This is a genomic window from Fuerstiella sp., assembly GCA_022447225.1.
In the GTDB taxonomy this organism is placed as follows: domain Bacteria; phylum Planctomycetota; class Planctomycetia; order Planctomycetales; family Planctomycetaceae; genus S139-18.
Window position 1 is genome coordinate 32,201 of record JAKVAZ010000001.1, and the last position, 18,556, is coordinate 50,756.

General features: G+C 57.2%; 11 protein-coding genes. 9 read left to right on the forward strand and 2 right to left on the reverse strand.

Annotated elements, in window-relative coordinates:
• The first annotated feature begins 360 nt into the window (after positions 1-360).
• The 8 genes from MK110_00150 to MK110_00185 all read left to right on the forward strand — a co-directional run bounded on the left by MK110_00150 (position 361) and on the right by MK110_00185 (position 10,212).
• Positions 361-1,257: a hypothetical protein gene (locus MK110_00150; protein MCH2209682.1), complete on the forward strand. Its 897-nt coding sequence runs from the start codon at positions 361-363 to the stop codon at positions 1,255-1,257.
• Positions 1,245-1,937, forward strand: a complete 693-nt coding sequence (locus MK110_00155) for a hypothetical protein (protein ID MCH2209683.1) — start codon at positions 1,245-1,247, stop codon at positions 1,935-1,937. Before MK110_00150 ends, MK110_00155 begins: the two co-directional genes overlap by 13 nt.
• Before the next feature lie 2 nt (positions 1,938-1,939).
• A complete protein-coding gene (locus tag MK110_00160) occupies positions 1,940-3,280 on the forward strand; it encodes an FMN-binding glutamate synthase family protein (GenBank protein ID MCH2209684.1) in 1,341 nt (446 codons plus the stop codon).
• A gap of 179 nt (positions 3,281-3,459) precedes the next feature.
• Positions 3,460-4,818, forward strand: a complete 1,359-nt coding sequence (gene glnT, locus MK110_00165) for a type III glutamate--ammonia ligase (GenBank protein ID MCH2209685.1) — start codon at positions 3,460-3,462, stop codon at positions 4,816-4,818.
• Between the two features lie 130 nt (positions 4,819-4,948).
• Positions 4,949-6,193, forward strand: coding sequence for an FAD-dependent oxidoreductase (locus MK110_00170; GenBank protein MCH2209686.1), 1,245 nt, complete (start codon positions 4,949-4,951; stop codon positions 6,191-6,193).
• Between the two features lie 6 nt (positions 6,194-6,199).
• Positions 6,200-6,466, forward strand: coding sequence for a sarcosine oxidase subunit delta (locus MK110_00175; protein ID MCH2209687.1), 267 nt, complete (start codon positions 6,200-6,202; stop codon positions 6,464-6,466).
• Positions 6,459-9,362 (forward strand): 2Fe-2S iron-sulfur cluster-binding protein, encoded by a 2,904-nt coding sequence (locus MK110_00180; protein ID MCH2209688.1) that lies wholly within the window; start codon positions 6,459-6,461, stop codon positions 9,360-9,362. The genes MK110_00175 and MK110_00180 overlap by 8 nt, the downstream gene beginning before the upstream one ends.
• Positions 9,363-9,528: 166 nt before the next feature.
• A complete protein-coding gene (locus MK110_00185; GenBank protein ID MCH2209689.1) occupies positions 9,529-10,212 on the forward strand; it encodes a hypothetical protein in 684 nt (227 codons plus the stop codon).
• A gap of 36 nt (positions 10,213-10,248) precedes the next feature.
• On the opposite strand, the gene MK110_00190 is transcribed toward MK110_00185, so the two are convergent.
• The gene (locus MK110_00190) at positions 10,249-13,746 is read right to left on the reverse strand and encodes a PSD1 and planctomycete cytochrome C domain-containing protein (GenBank protein ID MCH2209690.1); all 3,498 of its coding nucleotides are present in this window, start codon (positions 13,744-13,746) and stop codon (positions 10,249-10,251) included.
• 53 nt (positions 13,747-13,799) lie between these two features.
• Positions 13,800-15,266, reverse strand: a complete 1,467-nt coding sequence (locus tag MK110_00195; GenBank protein MCH2209691.1) for a DUF1501 domain-containing protein — start codon at positions 15,264-15,266, stop codon at positions 13,800-13,802.
• Between the two features lie 631 nt (positions 15,267-15,897).
• On the opposite strand from MK110_00195, the gene pepN reads away from it, so the two are divergent.
• Positions 15,898-18,525 (forward strand): aminopeptidase N, encoded by a 2,628-nt coding sequence (gene pepN / locus MK110_00200; GenBank protein MCH2209692.1) that lies wholly within the window; start codon positions 15,898-15,900, stop codon positions 18,523-18,525.
• The last annotated feature ends 31 nt before the right edge of the window (positions 18,526-18,556 follow it).

The window sequence follows — 18,556 nt, forward strand, 5'->3', positions numbered from 1 at the left end:
CTGCGGTATCAACAGTTTCAGAGACTTACCATCAGCATAACCCCGCGGTCCGGACAATTCATCCTGCAAATTGAGTGCCGCGGTGGCTGGTTGACATAGTACCGGCAAACAACATCACAGCCTCACCGACGGGGCAATGTTCGAGTGAGTTGAAACGAGCGGTGCGACTTGAAAGTAATCATACCGACCGTACCATGAGGCTCCGCCTGGATTTCGGACTGTCGGGTCAACCGGGTGACTTCCTACCGGTCACACCTCGGGACGATGGGCACGTTGGCGGTGCGCACTTTTTTATATGTCCAATCGTGAAACTTTTCCTGCGGACTTTCGACCTTCATCATCACATCCCCGGAGCACACTGTGTGTGGAATTGTCGGCCTGCTGCTGAAGAACCGTGAATTGCGGGAAAGTCTGGGCCAACTGGTTACACCCATGCTTGACTGCATGAGCACGCGTGGCCCGGATTCGGCAGGTCTGGCAGTGTTTCACCCGCTGCCGAACCCGGAACAGACTCGGTTCGGTTTGTTTTCATCGTGTGCTGATTTCGACTGGCCGTCGTTTCATGACGGATTTGAACGTGACACTCAAAGTACCGGATCGATCCGTTTCACCAAAAAACACGCGGCACAGGTTTCGTCGATTGACGTCGACACCTTCAAACAGTGGTTGAGTTCTTCTCACCCGGAGGTGGATTTAATTTCCACCGGCCATGCAATTGAAATGTACAAGGACGAGGGGACTCCAAGTGAAATTGCTGCGCGATACAACTTCCCCCAACTGACAGGCACGCATGCTGTCGGGCACACGCGAATGGCCACCGAATCGGCCGTTTCTCCGGCACACGCTCACCCCTACACGGCCGGTCAGGATTTCTGTCTGGTACACAACGGGTCGCTTTCCAACCCGTACAGCATTCGTCGCAGGCTGGAAAGCCGCGGGATTGAATTTGAAACGGACAACGATACCGAAGCAGGCTGCCGGTTTCTGGAGTGGCGAATGCGCGAAGGCGACACTCTCGAACAGGCCATTGAAACCTCGATGACAGAACTCGACGGGTTTTTCACCTTTCTGATGGCCACGGCCGATCGAATGGTTCTGGTGCGCGACGCGTTTGCCTGTAAACCGGCCGTCGTCGCCGAAACCGACGGTTACATTGCAGTGGCCTCTGAATTTCGCGCGCTGGCGCATCTTCCTGATATCAAACAGGCCGACGTTTTCGAACCGGCCCCGGAACAAATCTACTCATGGACTCTGTGACGCAGCTGGATCTGTCAAAGCTGAATGTCCGTCAGGTCAATCAGATTCTGCACCACGAACTTCCCGACAGCGGAACACAGCGTGTTGAGATTCTGAATCCCGGCGGTCTGCACAGTATTGCGGCCGGACTGGACCGCGAGATCACAGTCGACCTGCTGGGGCATGCCGGGTACTTCATCGGCGGAATGAACAAGCTGGCCACGGTCACCATCCACGGCAACGTGGGCTGGAGCGTGGCAGAAAACATCATGTCAGGCACTGTGCGTGTGAAAGGTCATGCGTCAGAATCAGCCGGAGCATCAGGTCACGGAGGCCTCGTCGTGATCGAAGGAGATGCGTCTTCACGGTGTGGCATTTCCATGAAAGGCTGCGACATCGTGGTGGGAGGCAGCGTCGGACATTTTTCGGCTTTCATGGCCCAGGCCGGGACACTGGTTGTTTGTGGCGACGCCGGGCCCAATATCGGTGATTCCCTGTACGAAGCAACAATCTACGTCCGCGGCAAAATTCACAGTCTGGGTGCGGATGCTCAGGAAGAAGAAATGCAGGCGGAAGATTTTGAGCAAGTGGATCATCTGCTCACGGCGGCCGAAATTGATTGTGATTCCAAAAATTTCAGGCGTGTCGCCTCAGCTCGCAGTCTGTATCACTGGAATGCAGATGCACATCAGGAGTATTGAGTTTGTCCAGACCGGTTCACCGCGAAGAAAGTGCTTCAATCGATCGTCAGGCGATACGCTATATTCGTGAAGCCGCCGAATGCGGTCTGTACGAAATCCGCGGAATGGGCGCCAAGCGGCAGGTGCCGTCATTTGATGATCTGGTGTTTCTCACTGCATCCGCCTCGCGATATCCGCTTGAGGGATACCGCGAAAAGTGCGTGGCAAAAACCGTGCTGGGAACCCGGTACGCAAAGAAACCCGTCGAACTGGAAATCCCGATCACCATCGCCGGGATGAGTTTCGGTTCCCTGTCGGCCAATGTGAAAGAAGCATTGGGTCGTGCGGCCACTCAACTGGGAACGTCGACCACCACCGGTGACGGAGGAATGACGCCGGAAGAACGGCAGTCGTCGAAAACTTTGGTTTACCAGTGCCTGCCGTCGCGCTACGGGTTCAATCCCGATGATCTGCGCCAGGCAGATGCGATCGAGATGGTGATTGGCCAGGGCGCCAAGCCGGGAGGCGGCGGAATGCTGCTGGGACAGAAAGTCAGTCCGCGTGTGGCAAAGATGCGCACGCTGCCGGAAGGCATTGATCAGCGTTCGGCCTGTCGGCATCCCGACTGGACCGGACCGGATGACCTGAAAATCAAACTGGAGGAATTGCGGGAAATCACCGACTGGCAGATTCCCATTTATATCAAGCTGGGTGCCACCCGAGTTCGTGACGACGTCAAACTGGCAGTCAAAGCAGGAGCAGACGTAGTGGTCATCGACGGAATGCAGGGCGGTACGGCGGCAACCCAGCAGGTCTTTATCGAACACACCGGCATTCCCACCCTGGCCGCAGTCCCACAGGCCGTGGAAGCCCTGTCAGACATGAACGTGACGGGTGAAGTGCAGTTGATCGTTTCCGGTGGTATTCGTTCGGGGGCGGACGTGGCCAAGGCCCTGGCACTTGGCGCCGACGCGGTATCGATCGGACAGGGGGTGCTGGTGGCCCTGGGCTGCAATCACGATACATTTTCCGCCAATGGACAGGACGTGGATGCAACAGCAGACTACACCAGACTGGGCACGGCACCGGGCTTCTGCCACCATTGCCACACCGGACAATGTCCCGTTGGAATCACCACACAGGACCCGAATCTGCAGGACCGGCTGACACCGGAGACCGGTGCCCGGCGGCTGAGCAACTATCTGCGGGTGCTCAACATGGAACTCACCACCCTGGCACGTGCCTGCGGTAAGTCCAACGTACACCATCTTGAACAGGAAGATCTGGTCGCCCTGACTGTGGAAGCCGCCGCCATGGCAAAAGTTCCACTGGCCGGCACCGATTGGATTCCAGGAGTCAAATAGTTCAGAATCGATGATGCGGTTAGGTCTGTGGTGATCCACCGCGGCAGCCATCGCGATCTGCGGTGCGGGCCATCCGGTTGAGCGGCCCGAAACTGGCAGCACGTGACAACATAAAACGACCGGCAACAACGGAAGGATTTGCGGCCGGCAATTTTTTTACAGATTCGGAAACCAACACCATGAGTACCCGGGAACAAATTCAGGAACAGATGAAAGAGGATGGTGTTGAATTCATCCTGGCGCAGTTTGTCGATGTCCACGGTGCCGCCAAGGTGAAGATGGTACCATCGTCGTCACTGGACGATGTACTGGACGACGGAGCCGGCTTTGCCGGTGCTGCCGTGGACGGCGTTGGGCAGGGACCGCATTCGCACGACATGATGGCCCGCATCGACCTGAACAGCTATACCCGACTTCCGTGGATGCCCAACACGGCCCGTTTTGCCACGGACCTGTATGTGGATGGCGAATCGTTTCCGTTCTGTTCCCGGACAAATCTTAAACGCGTTCTGGCTGACGTGCGCAGCAGCGGTTATGTGTTCAACGTGGGAATGGAACCGGAACATTTTCTGGTGACCCGTAATCCTGATGGATCGATTGTTCCGTGGGATCCGGACCACGTGGATTCGCTGTCAAAACCGTGCTATGACTTCAGGTCCATGGCTCCGGCCATGGAATATCTGCAGGAACTGACGCATTCGCTCAACCAGCTGGGCTGGGGGGTGTACCAGACCGATCATGAAGATGCCAACGGACAATTCGAAGTCAACTTCGACTATCAGGATGCACTCACAACGGCCGACCGGATCACGTTTTTCAAAATGGCGACATCTCAGCTGGCAAAGAAATACGACGCCATTGCCACCCACATGCCCAAACCCTTCGGCGACCGGACCGGCAGCGGTCTGCATATTCATTTTCATCTGGCGGGTGCTGACGATGGCGGTGGCGTGTTTGAAGATCCCGCTGACCCGCGCGGCCTGGGCTGTTCCGAACTGGGCTATCATTTCGTGGGAGGTGTGCTGCATCATGCCCGCGCGCTGTGTGCCGTGACCAGTCCCACGGTGAACTGTTACAAACGTTTGCAGCTTGGTGCCGGGCTGAATTCAACACGCAGCGGATTCACATGGACACCGGCATTCATAACGTACGGAGACAACAATCGTACTCAAATGATTCGCACGGCCGGACCTGGTCATTTCGAGGATCGCACGGTGTCGGCCGGGTGCAATCCGTACCTGGCCCTTGCCGCTTACGTGGCAGCCGGTATGGATGGAATTCAGAACAAAATTGATCCCGGAGACCCAAACCTGGGCAACATGTACGAACGGCCACTGGAAGAAGTGCTGACACAGGGCATTCAGATCCTGCCGCAGTCACTGCACGAAGCGATTGAAGAGCTTCGCGGGGACGAAGTCATCTGCGGCGCACTTGGTGCGATCGCTGATGAGTTCATCGATCTGAAAACCCGGGAATGGCAGACATATCACAATCAGGTGACACAGTGGGAAATTGACCGTTATCTGACGTATTTTTAAGGGAACCGCAGAAGGCTGAACGTGGCCTGATCCGGGCAGCAGATCCGGACACGGCGGCGAGATCTCAACCTTCAATTCCACTCGCAGCCCTTCACTTTTTGTCCCGTTCTCCTCACCTGCTGACTCCCTCATGCCTCACCGACTTCTCAGGTTTGCTCTGAACAAAAAGCATCCGGAACCACGCATGTTTCGTGAGCCGGAGCAGCTGAAGGACGAATACGATGCGGTGATCATCGGCGGTGGAGGCCACGGGCTGGCAGCAGCCTACTACCTGGCTAAGGATCACGGGATCACGAATGTGGCCGTGATTGAAAAGGGCTATATCGGTGGCGGAGGAACGGGGCGCAATACGGCAATCATTCGGTGCAACTATCTGACCCCGGATGGTGTTCGGTTCTATCGGCAAAGCGTTGATCTGTTTCAGGATCTCTCACGCGATCTGAATCTCAACCTGTTCTACTCTGAACGGGGACACTTTACCCTGGCCCATTCTCCGGCCTCACTGAACACACAGCGGTGGCGTGCCGAAGTGAACCGACATCTGGGAGTCAACAGCAGAGTCGTTACTCCCGATTTCATTAAAGACACGGTTCCGGAGATTGATTTGAATGTTGGCGGACATCAGGCGCCGGTGTACGGGGCGCTTTACCATCCGCCGGGAGCCATCGCCCGTCATGACGCGGTTGCCTGGGGTTATGCCCGGGGAGCCGATCAGCGAGGCGTGGAGATCCATCAGAAAACCGCGGTTTCCGATATTGAAATCCGGGACGGTGCAGTCGCCGGGGTTCACACGAACCGCGGATTCATCAAAACACGCAAAGTTCTGTCGGCAGTCGCCGGCTGGACCACCAGTATTACTCAGATGACCGGACTGCGAACACCACTGGTCGTTCATCCGCTGCAGGCCATGGTCACCGAACCTCTGAAACCCTGGCTGAACAGCATCGTGGTTTCGGCCAGCCTGCACCTGTACGTCAGTCAGTCATCACGAGGCGAACTGGTGGCCGGCGCGTCGCTGGATCCTTATGAGCTGATCTCAATGCGGTCATCACTGGACTTTGCAGAAGGAATGAGCACCGGATTGCTCGATCTGTTCCCCTGTCTGGGCGATGTGCGGGTGCTGCGTCAGTGGGCAGGACTCTGCGATATGACTCCCGATTTTTCGCCCATCATGGGGACCACTCCGATCAAAGGTTTTTACATTGACGCCGGCTGGGGCACCTGGGGATTCAAAGCAACACCGGTCAGCGGCAAAACAATGGCGCATACACTGGCTCACGATCACAATCACGAATTGATTCAGGCATTCAGTCTGTCACGATTTGAACAGTTCAATCTGGTCGGTGAAAAGGGCGCAGCCTCGGTAGGACACTGATTCACCATGAAAATCATCAACTGTCCACTCAACGGTCCCCGACCGCTGCAGGAATTCCACTACGGCGGAGAACTGCGGGACATGCCCGATCCGCAGGCAGCGACCGACACCGAATGGGCCGGCTACGTGTTCAATCGCAAAGGCGAACCGGGTGTGAAACGCGAATGGTGGTATCACGTTCCTAGCGGTGTGTGGTTCATCGCCGAACGGAACAATCAAACCGACGAATTCCTGAATACGTATCTGTTCGAAGCGGAGAACTCCGATGGATAGACGTCTGCCGCCGCGTGACGGCGAATGGATCGATCGCACCCGGCCGGTGACGTTTCGATTCGAAGGCCGAACGTATCAGGGATTTGCCGGGGACGTGCTGTCGGCAGCCCTGTGGGCCAGTGATGTTCGGCTGCTGGGGCGCAGCTTCAAATATCATCGGCCGCGGGGAATCTGCAGCCTGGCCGGTCACGATGCCAATGTCGTGGTTGAAGATGCGTCCCGAACAAATATGCGGGGTGACCAGCTGCAGATCGAACCGGGACTTGACGTGCGTTCGGTCAATACATTCGGCGGACTGGAACGCGACCGGTTGCGGATCATGGAATGGTTCAGCCGCTTCCTGCCGGTTGGCTTTTACTACAAAGCCTTTCACACTCCGCGATGGCTGTTTCCGTTTTACGAAAACCAGATGCGAAAAGTGGCCGGTCTGGGTCGCATCAATCCGGACCACAGATCCCGACCCTCACCAAAAGACTATGCCTTCTGCGACCTGCTGGTGGTAGGCGCCGGACCGGCCGGGATGGCCGGAGCAATCACGGCTGCGGAACACGGACTGAAAGTTGTGCTGGTTGATGAGCAGCCCAGGCCCGGCGGCAGCCTGACATGGCAGTGGAAGGGTGACGCCGCGTGCAAAGACCATCTGAACCGAATGCTGCAGCAGATTGAAGTCAGTGACAACATCGAACTGCGCTGCCGGACACAGGCCGCCGGCTGCTACGCAGACAACTGGATTGGGCTGTTCGACAATGATCGTCTGACCAAAATGCGGGCCAAAGGACTGCTGGTGGCCACCGGATGCTTTGAACAGCCGGCCGTGTTTCAGAACAACGATCTCCCGGGTGTGATGCTGGCCTCAGCTGCCCAGCGGTTAATCCATCTGTATGCGGTGAAACCGTTTGACCGGGCCGTGGTGTGCACGGCCAACAGTGACGGCTATCGGGCGGCTCTGGATCTGCACCGGGCGGGTGTTGTTGTCACGGCAGTCGTGGACCTGCGACATGAGGGCGAATCGGGCGACCTGGCACAACAGACGCACGATGCCGGAATCGACATACGCCGCGGACAGACGGTGACCGAAGCAATCCCGGTCCGCGGTCAAAAACGCATTTGCGGAGCCCGCATCTGTCCGCTGGACGAAAGTGGTCAGCCCATAGAACAGCAGGCAGTGCGAATGGACTGTGACGGCATCGCCGTCAGTGTGGGATGGGCCGCCAACTGCGGTCTGATTTATCAGGCCGGAGGTCGCTTCCGCTACAGTGATCGGGTGCAACAGCTGATCCCGCACACCATGCCCGACCATGTTTTTGCAGCCGGCCGGGTCAACGGTGTGTTCAGTCCCCAGGACCAGATCAAAGACGGATCGCGTGCCGGTCTGGTTGCCGCTGCCCGCATCGGTGGCTTCAGCGGACAGATCCCCGAACCACCGCTGCACGACGCGCCTGCACCCGGTCATCCTTATCCGGTGTTTGCCCACACCGGGAAAAAGAATTTTGTTGACCTGGATGAAGATCTGCATCTGGCAGACTTCAGCAATGCCCATCAGGAAGGGTACGACAATATCGAACTGATCAAACGCTTTACGACAGTGGGAATGGGCCCCAGCCAGGGCAAGCTGTCAAACGGCAGCGCGGTCCGAATTCTGGCTCGATTGAATGAAAAATCGATTGACGAGACGGGAACAACAACCTCACGCCCGTTTCATCAGCCGGTTCCGCTGAATCACCTGGCAGGTCGTCGGTTTCACCCGCAGCGGCGGACGCCCATGCATTCGTGGCATGTGCAGGCCGGCGGACAAATGATTCATGCGGGTGCCTGGCTCCGTCCGGAATACTACAACTCAGGACAGAAATCTCGTGCCGACTGCATTTTCAGTGAGTCCGAAAATGTTCGACAGCGGGTGGGGCTGATCGACGTGGGAACGCTGGGTAAGCTTTGGGTCAGCGGCCCGGACGCCGTCCGCTTCCTTGAACGTCTGTACACCGGCCGATTTGCCAAACAGCCTGTGGGACGGATCCGCTACGGCGTGGCCTGCGACGAAACCGGTGTGATCATTGAAGACGGTGTGATTGCCCGACTTGCTGATGATCGCTTTTATGTAACGGCAACCAGCAGCGGTGCGGCCGCATTCTACCGAGAAATGCAGCGCTGGGCTTTAATGTGGAACATGAATGTGACCCTGGCCAACGCAACCGGTCAGCTGGCCGCCATGAATCTTGCCGGACCGCAGTCACGCGATGTGCTGCAGCAATTGACACAACTGGACCTGACCAGCGAAGGATTTCCGTACTCCGGAGTCCGGGAATGCAAAGTCGCCAAAACACCGGCCACGGTGATGCGAGTCGGATTTGTGGGGGAACTGGGATTTGAGATTCACGTTCCGGCGTCCTGTGGTCTGCATGTCTGGACCGCACTGATGCAGGCCGGCCAAACGGCCGGGATTGCTCCCTTCGGTGTGGAAGCTCAGCGGCAGCTGCGTCTGGAAAAGGGACATCTGATTGTGGGTCAGGACACAGACGCCCTGACGAATCCGTACGAAGCCGATGTTGGGTGGGCGATCGGCCGCAACAAATCGTTTTTCGTCGGTTCACGCAGTCTGGACATCCTTCAGAAACAAACACAGAACCGCCAACTGGTGGGACTGAAATTTCCAGCCGACGCCGGCGACAATCTGCCGGCAGAATGTCATCTGATCATTGCCGGACAGGAAATTGCCGGACGAATCACCAGCATCGCTCCCCGTTCGACTCTTGGACATCCTGTTGCCATGGCGTTCGTGCGGCCGGATCTGGCGGAGCCGGGAACACACGTACAAATTCGCCGCGACGACGGAACACTGGCTACCGCCCAGGTGGCCGATCTGCCGTTTTACGATCCTCAGAATACTCGACAGCAATAGCTCACCAACCCGCCGTGATTTCACAGACACACACCCAACCCGCCGATGTCCCAACCGTTTCACGGGTCATGACCACCCTGGCAGGACGGGCCGGGCAGGACCGACCTGGAGCCGGTCTGCTGTTCCTTCCCGTCCGGTTGGGTCATTAAGAAAGTCAGCAAAACCAATGACGCCGTCCGCTGAAAATGTCGTACCGCGCAGCCCCGTCCAGGACTGGCTGGATCAACACGAAGCGCAGCAAACGACCGTGGGAGACAGCCGATTCGTGTTGCGGTTTGCGTCTGATGAAATCGAACGCTCGGCCATGGAAACCCTGGGACTTTGTGATGTCAGCGGACTCCGCAAACTGGGTCTTAAGGGACCCGATGCACACAGGGCACTGCAGGCAGCCCGTCTGGATGTGCCACACAATATTTTTGAATCGCGTCCTCTGACGGACGGCGGCGTTATTGTGCGTTTCGGTTCCGACGAATTCTTTCTGGAAAGTGGATTTCAGGACAAAAGTGTGCGAGCCGTCTCTGACAGCGTGGATCAGAGTCAGGGTCAGATGTTTCGCGTGGCTCACCAGGAAGCCAGCTTCCTGGTGAGCGGCTCGCGGGGGCCGGAAGTCCTTGCCCAAACCTGCGGTATCAACTTCAGCGAAGCGGTTCCTCAACAGGCCGTGTTCACACGCGTTGCCGGTGTCAGTTGCTGCATCTTACCGGACACTGTCCGGCAGGTGCTGTGTTATCGGATCTGGGTCGATCCGAGTTACGCCATGTATCTGTGGGACACACTGGTGGAGATCTGTGAAAGTCTCGACGGCCGGGTGATTGGCGCCGGCTGTCTGTTTCCGACGCTCACAGCATGACCGTGGTTGCGGTTGCGTCGCACCCGGTCAGATTTATCAGTCGACCCAGGAAAACTCATTCGACATCAGAAGAACCTGAGACAGTTCTTCCCAGGCATTCAGCGGCCGGGGAAGACTGCCGGGGTTCCGAAAGTTGTTCTGAGCATCCCAACGCATGGGGATTCCCTGCATGGTCGGCAGATCACGATTCGGCATTGTGATGACCGGTGCCCACTGAAAACTGTCCTCCGGGGAGTCATCTCGACTGGTGGTCACAAAATCCAGAATGTCACCGCGTTGAACTTCCACGTCCGACAGTTCGGTCAGACGGCTGCTGCCGGTTACCGACCACTCGCCCAGCAGTCCTGTGCGACCGGACACCACGCGGCAAATCACACCAGCGCCCGTTTCATCGGCATGAATCAATTCAGCATAAATGTCCACGTGATCGTCGAACGGTGACGTCCAGCGACGGATCGTGGCTTTGCCCCGGGCCGTCGTTCCTCCCTGGGCCGTCATTTCCAGTCCGGTCAGATCAAGCCCGTCAGTCTGTGTCCCCCGCACCGTGGAATCGGAAAACTCCAGGGGTCGGAAATTCACAACAGACTGGGTGTCTTCCTGGTAATCACCCGCACCGTAACTCCAGGAAGTGACTTCCGGCATAATACTTTCCTCAGCCGCATAGCCGTCAACAAAGCTCAACGCCCCGGCAACTTCCTGGTCGGTGGGATCCCGCTGCAGCGCCAGTTGAAACAGGCGGTTCACTCGAGATGCATTCAGCCGATCCTGTTCGCCACTGTCTGTCACGTTTGCCGGTTCTGCTGAGCTGAATTCTGCCGGGTCGGCCTCCGACCCGGATTGGGTGCATTCGATTCCGGACCGTTCCGCAAGCAGTCGGGCACAATCTATCGCCCAGGGGCTGTTCAGCAGAAATAACGACTGAGGTGTGAGTGCGGTCTGATTTCGAGTCGCTGCACTGAAGTTCGGATCGGGGAAGTCAAAACTGCGGAACAAACCTGGCAGGGTTTTGCGATCCACAGTGCCGTAGATTGTCCGCCGAACGGCCGTTTGTTCCGACAGGTCAAGCGACCTGCCGCCGAGTGTCGAGTCCAGACGACCGGATACCGCCAGCAGGCTGTCTCGAAACGGTTCGAATTCCAGTGGTCCGGGATTCATCCACCCCAGTAACCGATTCACCGGATCGGTTGCCTGCAATTCGTCCGACACATCGCTGCGCTGCTGCCATGCGTCAGTCCGCAGCAGCGTTCGATGCAGCTGTTTGAGGCTCCAGCCCTGGTCGATGAACTCTGTCACCAGCCAGTCGAGCAGTTCGGGGTGCGTTGGAGCTTCACCCCGCAGACCAAAGTCGCTGGTCGTTGCCACCAGTGCGCGACCGAAATGCCATTTCCAGACGCGGTTGATGATCACACGTGCTGTCAGAGGATTCTCGGGACTGACGATAGCCCGGGCCAGTTCCAGCCGACCACTTGTTGTTTCAGACAACACGGGTCGGTCGGGGCCCGCCAGGACTTCGAAGAACCGTCGGGGAGCCGGGTCACCCTGAGAACCAGGATCACCACGAATAAAGATGTTTCCGTTGTGGGGCCCATCGTCCCTCATGGCCATCAGACGCACGGGCGACCCCGGATGTTTGCTCAGCGCATTAATCTCCGCCGACAGTTCATCAAGTTTCTTCCGGTGTTCTTCAGTAAATAACTGACCGGCCTGCAGCCGGTCCGGAGTGATCTTCACAGGAGAAGCGGCGACAGTCAGTATCTGTCGCAGGGCTTCCACACCGGCATCTGATACCGCCAGTCCGCTGTGCACTTCGTTCAGTCGGGACAGTACGCCTGAGCGAAACTGGTTGAACGGAGGATTAAGATCGTCTTCACGAAGAGCGGCGGCTTCTTTCAGCGGCATTGCGGCAAGCGGACGCCACCGGGTGTCCACATCGGCGAACAGCCGGTTGTAACGTTCGGCCACATCTTCAAGAGCTGCAGACAGGTCCTCCTGAAACATGTTTGCCACAGCCGGGTGCAGTTTTTGATCTGCATTGGAACGGAACTGTGCAAACAACTCCGGCGCCATCGTCGGGAAGTCATCATCGGGCAGCGCGATCAGCATTAACCACGGTGAAAACACTTCGGGATGCGCTTCCAGCCAGCTTTCGCGTGCGCCAACCAGGGCATTGTGCAGTTCTTTGTGCAGATCACGTTCCTGCAGCACTTCTGCAAAGGATTTGTGATCGTCTGTGGTTTTCCAGTCAGATTCGTGAGCGGCCAGCAGATAGTCACCCACCCGTGACCAGGCGGCCACGGTTACATTTTCTGAAGCAGTCAGCAGAGTCGCCACGTACCGGCTGCGCACGTCACGGTTTTGTTTTCCGTAATCATCTGTGGCGGCATTCACAGGCTGGGGTGTCATCAGCGGATACACTTGCGATTCCCGGCCGCCGCGCAGAACGCCGAATAACGCGTAGTAATCGAACTGAGTGACGGGTTCCAGCTTGTGATGATGACAGCGTGCACACGCCGCCGTGAGTCCCATCAGACCGCGGGTGATCAGATCGATCCGGTCGTCGTAAACATCATTGTCCACACGACGATCGGTTCGGCGACCGACTGTCAAAAAACCGAGTGCGGCGTGCGCACGATTGTCTTCCGGTGGCTGCGGCAGCAGGTCGGCAGCCAGCTGTTCGGTGACGAACTGATCGTAAGGCTTGTCTTCATTGAACGCCTGAACAACATAGTCGCGATAGGTGTAGGCAAACGGATAACTGTCGTCTCCGTTGAAGATCGCTCCCATGGTGTCAGCGTAGCGGGCAACATCCAGCCAGTGCCGACCCCAGCGTTCACCGTAGTGTGGTGATTCCAGCAGGCGATCGATGAGCCGTTCAAAGGAATCCGGATGGTCATCCGTGATGAATGCCTGCACGGTTTCCGGAGACGGCGGCAGACCGATCAGATCAGCATAGGCCCGACGAATCAAAGTCCGCCGATCGGCTTTGGCTGAAAAGCCTCGACCGTGCTTCCCGAGTTCTGCCAGCAGAAAGGCATCAATCGGTGTGCGAGCGGCTGTGTCTTCAGTCGGCGGTCGTGTTTCTTTGACCGGCTGAAACGCCCAGTGCCGGGTGGCTTCGTCGAACAGCTTTGCCGTGCCGACCAGCATCCGCGGGCCGTCCCGTGGATCCGGGGCTCCCATTCGTACCCAGGCTTCCAGATCGGCAATTTGAGCATCGCTGAGTTTTCCGTCGGGCGGCATCTGTCGGTCACCGTGATAACGAACGGCGCTGATCAGCAGGCTGTTGTCCGGGTCACCCGGTACAACGGCCGCACCGCTGGCCCCGCCACCCAGAACACCGGCCCGGGAATCCAGCAACAGGTCGCCTTCCTGTTCGTGTTCAGCGCTGTGACATCCGTAACAATGTTCCACCAGCAGTGGACGGACCTTGCGCTCAAAGAATTCTGTCTGCTCAGGAGGAAGTTCGTCACCGGCAACGGCAACAGCCGCGTGCCCCGCAACCAGCAACACTGTTAGGATCAGGCAATCTTTCATGATGACTGTGCTGCTGCGGTTGATGTGTTACGTAACAGACGAAGACACCGGTTTCAGGCAAGGATTTCCCTGACAACTCTGCCGTGCACGTCTGTAAGTCGGAAGTCACGTCCGGCGTGACGGTGTGTGAGCTGTTCATGGTCGAAACCAAGCAGATGCAGAATCGTGGCGTGCAGATCATGAACATCCACCGGGTTCTCAACGGCAACAGCTCCCAGTTCATCTGTTGCCCCGTAGATGAAACCGCGTTTGACTCCACCACCGGCCATCCAGATAGTAAAGCCGGCGGCATTGTGGTCGCGTCCGATCGATTTTTTGCTGGCAACGTCATTGTTGTCGGCGGTCGGCGTACGTCCGAACTCGCCTGCCCAGATCACCAGTGTATCCCGCAACAGGTCACGTTGTCTGAGGTCTTCCAGCAGGGCGGCCAGCGGCTGATCGGCCGCCCCGCACAGATCGCGGTGTCGTTCGTCGTTTTCGTCGTGTGTGTCCCAGCCCTTGTGCCATACCTGGACAAATCGCACGCCGCGTTCCACCAGTCGGCGAGCCAGCAGTAACTGTCGTCCCTGCTGCGTGTCTCCGTACATTTCCCGAACCGGCAGTGGTTCCCGGGCGATGTCGAAGGCATCGGTGGCTTCGACCTGCATGCGAAACGCGGTTTCGAATGAGGTGATCCGCCCTTCCAGCAGGGCCTGTCCCGGTCGTACGGCCTGATGCCGGTGGTTCAGCCGGGCCAGCAGGTCAAGCTGCCGCCGCTGTTCACTCAGCGATGTACTTCCGCTGCGAAGATGCTCCAACAGACGATCCACGCTGGTGTCTTCGGTGGCCATCGCTGTTCCACGAGACCAGCTTGGCAGAAACACATTGCTCCAGTGTTTGTCACCGCTGGAAGTCGTTCCGTTGGGAGACAGGGCCACAAACGCCGGCAGGTTCTCATTCTCAGTACCAAGTCCGTAGACGGCCCACGACCCAAGACTGGGACGCGCCTGAATCACATCGCCGGTGTTCATCATCAGCTGCGCCGGTTCGTGAACACTGCTGCTGGTGCGCATCGATCGAACAATACACATCTCATCGACGTGCCGGGCCAGCTTCGGAAACAGGTTGCTGACGGGGATACCGGATTCACCGTGTTTGGTAAACGGGAACGCAGAACGCTTGATTTTCCCGCTGAGTCTGCCGACCTGCTGACGGATCGCAACGACCACACCATTTTTGGTGTAGTCCTTCTGCACTTCATTGACTCCACTACCGTGATACTGATCCAGTGCCGGCTTTTCGTCGAATGTATCAACCTGAGACGGTCCTCCCTCAGGAAAGATATGGATGATTCGTTTGGCCCGGGCGGGAAAATGCGACTCCCTCGAAGCCAGCGGGGAGATAAAACTGCCTGACCCCGCGGATTCCGTACCGACAGCCGTCTGCTGCAGAAGCGGGACCAGCGACAGGGCTCCCATCCCCAGTCCGCAGCGGGACAGCATTTCTCGACGACTGGTGATTTGCGGAAACGCAGGAGGCATGGTGGATACTCAACAGGTGGGCGAAAACTTCATCGTTATCCCGCAGACTCCACGCTGAAACACACCGAAACCGGGCATCCGTGAAGTCGTCCCGCGTCGTTTTGAACGACAGCGGGCACCTCAAAGGTTACGCTGATTATAATCCATTCCCCGGAAGAATGCAGCGCATATCTGGAAAGTTGAAACAGCCGCCGGACCATCGATGCTGTTCAGCCGGACCCGAATTTGACGCACCGACCGACGGCATGACGCCGTAAATTCAGACGCGTTTTTTGACGGACGATCGTGGTACAGCAATACAGACAACCAGCCGGGTATCAGGAACATCCCGACTTTCCAAATCGACGGAATGGTACCGGTCAGTGAAGATATTCCAATGATTTTTCAATAGGCTGGGCTTTAGAGTCTGATGATGTCACGTTCGTACGTGATCCGCACAGACGGGTGAACGAGCAGCCGAATCCCGGGATGCGGGAAAACGCCGGCAGGAAAAGGATTCAGGGGCACGCCCCCTGTGAGCAACAGCAGCGATCGGGTTTTCTGCGCGGAGTTTCAAATGTGCGGCGGAAATGCAGAGCATGTTGGAACATGAGCAGAAGGCCGGAGTCCTGTGAAATTCGGAGCTGGAAATTTGAGTGCATCGAAAACAATTCAGACCGTTGAGCGCAGCAACTATCAGCCACCGGCCTGGTGGATTGAAAATGTCGCCCTTGAATTCGACCTGGATCCAAAACAAACGCGTGTGACAACACGAATGACGGTCCGTCGTAATCAGGATCAGCCGCAGGATCAGCTGGAACTGCACGGGGAACAACTGCAGCTTGAATCCGTGCTGATCGATGGTGTGGAAGCGGGTCCGGGCAGGTCTGCGGTGACGGACGAATTGCTGATCCTGACCGGTCTGCCGGAGCAGTGCGTTATCGAAACCACTGTGGTGATCTCACCGGTGACCAACAAGTCACTTTCCGGACTTTACCAGACGTCGGGTAACTACTGCACCCAGTGCGAAGCCATGGGGTTTCGCCGGATCACGTATTTCCCCGATCGGCCCGATGTGATGGCGACTTACCAGGTCACCATCCGTGGTGACAGGACCTTGTGTCCGGTCATGCTGTCCAACGGTAACCGCGTGGCGGCCCGCGACCTGGACGACGGCCGGCACGAAGTGGTCTGGGAAGATCCCTTCCCCAAACCCAGCTATCTGTTCGCTCTTGTCTCCGGCAATCTGCAGTGCCATCGGGGAACGTTCACCACACTCAGCGGTCGCGAAGTGGCGCTGGAGATCTGGGTGGAACCACAAAACATCGACAAATGTGAACACGCGCTGCGGTCACTGCAAAAATCGATGAAGTGGGATGAAGAAGTGTTCGGGCTCGAATACGACCTGGACATCTACATGATCGTGGCCGTCAACGACTTCAACATGGGGGCAATGGAAAACAAAGGCCTGAACGTTTTCAATTCCAAGTATGTTCTGGCCCTCCCGGAGACCGCGACCGACACAGATTACATATCGATCGAAGCCGTGATTGCCCACGAATATTTTCACAACTGGACCGGAAACCGTGTCACGTGCCGGGACTGGTTTCAGTTGACTCTGAAAGAAGGACTGACCGTGTTCCGCGATCAGCAGTTCACTGCTGATCAGACGTCTGCGGATGTCAAAAGAATCGATGACGTTGCCGGGTTACGCTCCGGCCAGTTCCTGGAAGACAGCGGCCCCATGGCTCACCCGATTCGCCCCGAGTCGTATATCTCGATGGACAATTTTTATACCGCGACTGTGTATCGCAAAGGGGCCGAAATCATTCGCATGTACCATACGCTGCTTGGAGCGGACGGGTTTCGACGAGGGATGGATCTGTATTTCCGGCGGCACGACAACAGTGCGGTGACCTGCGACGACTTCCGGGCCGCAATGGGTGACGCCAACAGCGTGAATTTCGATCTGTTCGACCGCTGGTATTCCCAGGCCGGAACCCCTGAGTTATCCGTCAGCGAACACTGGAACCCGACTGCGGGCGAGTTTCGCCTGTCCATGAAGCAACACTATCCGGATCTGTCGGGAGACATCCCGGGGGCCTCCGATCGACAGCCGGTGCCCATACCCGTTCGAGTCGGATTACTGGAAACAGAAACCGGCGCGGAACTTGCCGAACACGCGCAGGTGTTACTGCTGGAATCGGAATCGGAGACATTTACCTTCAGTGGTCTGAGCAAAAAACCGATCGCATCGGTCCTGCGCTGTTTTTCGGCCCCCGTCCGGCTGCGCATGCAGCGCAGCGATGCGGAACTCGCGTTCCTGATGGCTCACGACACCGACACATTCAATCGCTGGGATGCCGGCCAGACGCTGGCGACGAACCGATTGCTGGATCTGGCGAACGATGCGGCCCATGGCAGAACATTGAAGATGTCTGGTGAGTTTTGTGAGGCGTTTGGTGTTGTGCTGAAAGACCGTTCGCTGGACGAATCCGTCAAAGCGCTGGCCATCACACTTCCCCGGGAATCGGTGCTCGGTCAGGAAATGGACGTGATTGATCCTGATGCCGTCCATGCGGCACGGGAATTCTTTCGCAAAAGTCTGGCGGCAGAATGGCGTTCTGAGTTGCTGTCGATCTACCACGATCTGACCACCGACCAGGCTTACAGCAGTGACGGGGAATCCATCAGTCGGCGGCGACTTAAGAATGTCGTGCTCGGGTATCTGGCGACCATCGACGATCCCGGGATTGTCGCTCTGGCCCGTCAACAGTTCGATGCTGCTGACAACATGACAGACAAACAGGCCGCGCTGTCGGTTCTGACCGATCTGCCGGGGCCGGACCGTGACGAGGCACTGCAGACGTTTTACGATCAATACCGGAACGATCCTCTGGTGATCGACAAATGGTTTGCCGTGCAGGCCCTGTCACGTCGAAGCGATACGATCGATGTCGTCACAAATCTGACCACACACCCGGATTTCAATGTCGAAAATCCCAATCGAGTTCGTTCCCTGCTGGGAGCACTGACTCAGAATCAACATCACTTTCATCAGGCGGACGGAGCCGGCTACAGACTGCTGACCGGGTTTGTGCTGAGAATTGATCCCGTCAATCCTCAGCTGGCCGCACGTTTGGTGGCTGCCCTGAACAGCTACCGCCGATTTGATCCTTCGCGGCAATTGTTGATGGAAAACGAGCTGAAACGAATTGCTGAACATCCCGGATTGTCCAAAGATGTTCATGAGATTATCCACAGAGCACTCAATTTCTAAAGTACACACACTCAGGATCTTCCCGACACAT

Bases quoted from the DNA above. Each gene is read 5' to 3' on its own strand.
- MK110_00155 (MCH2209683.1), top strand. From the start codon at position 1,245: ATGGACTCTGTGACGCAGCTGGATCTGTCAAAGCTGAATGTCCGTCAG.
- glnT (MCH2209685.1), top strand. From the start codon at position 3,460: ATGAGTACCCGGGAACAAATTCAGGAACAGATGAAAGAGGATGGTGTT.
- MK110_00170 (MCH2209686.1), top strand. From the start codon at position 4,949: ATGCCTCACCGACTTCTCAGGTTTGCTCTGAACAAAAAGCATCCGGAA.
- MK110_00175 (MCH2209687.1), top strand. From the start codon at position 6,200: ATGAAAATCATCAACTGTCCACTCAACGGTCCCCGACCGCTGCAGGAA.
- MK110_00180 (MCH2209688.1), top strand. From the start codon at position 6,459: ATGGATAGACGTCTGCCGCCGCGTGACGGCGAATGGATCGATCGCACC.
- MK110_00185 (MCH2209689.1), top strand. From the start codon at position 9,529: ATGACGCCGTCCGCTGAAAATGTCGTACCGCGCAGCCCCGTCCAGGAC.
- MK110_00190 (MCH2209690.1), bottom strand. From the start codon at position 13,746: ATGAAAGATTGCCTGATCCTAACAGTGTTGCTGGTTGCGGGGCACGCG.
- MK110_00195 (MCH2209691.1), bottom strand. From the start codon at position 15,266: ATGCCTCCTGCGTTTCCGCAAATCACCAGTCGTCGAGAAATGCTGTCC.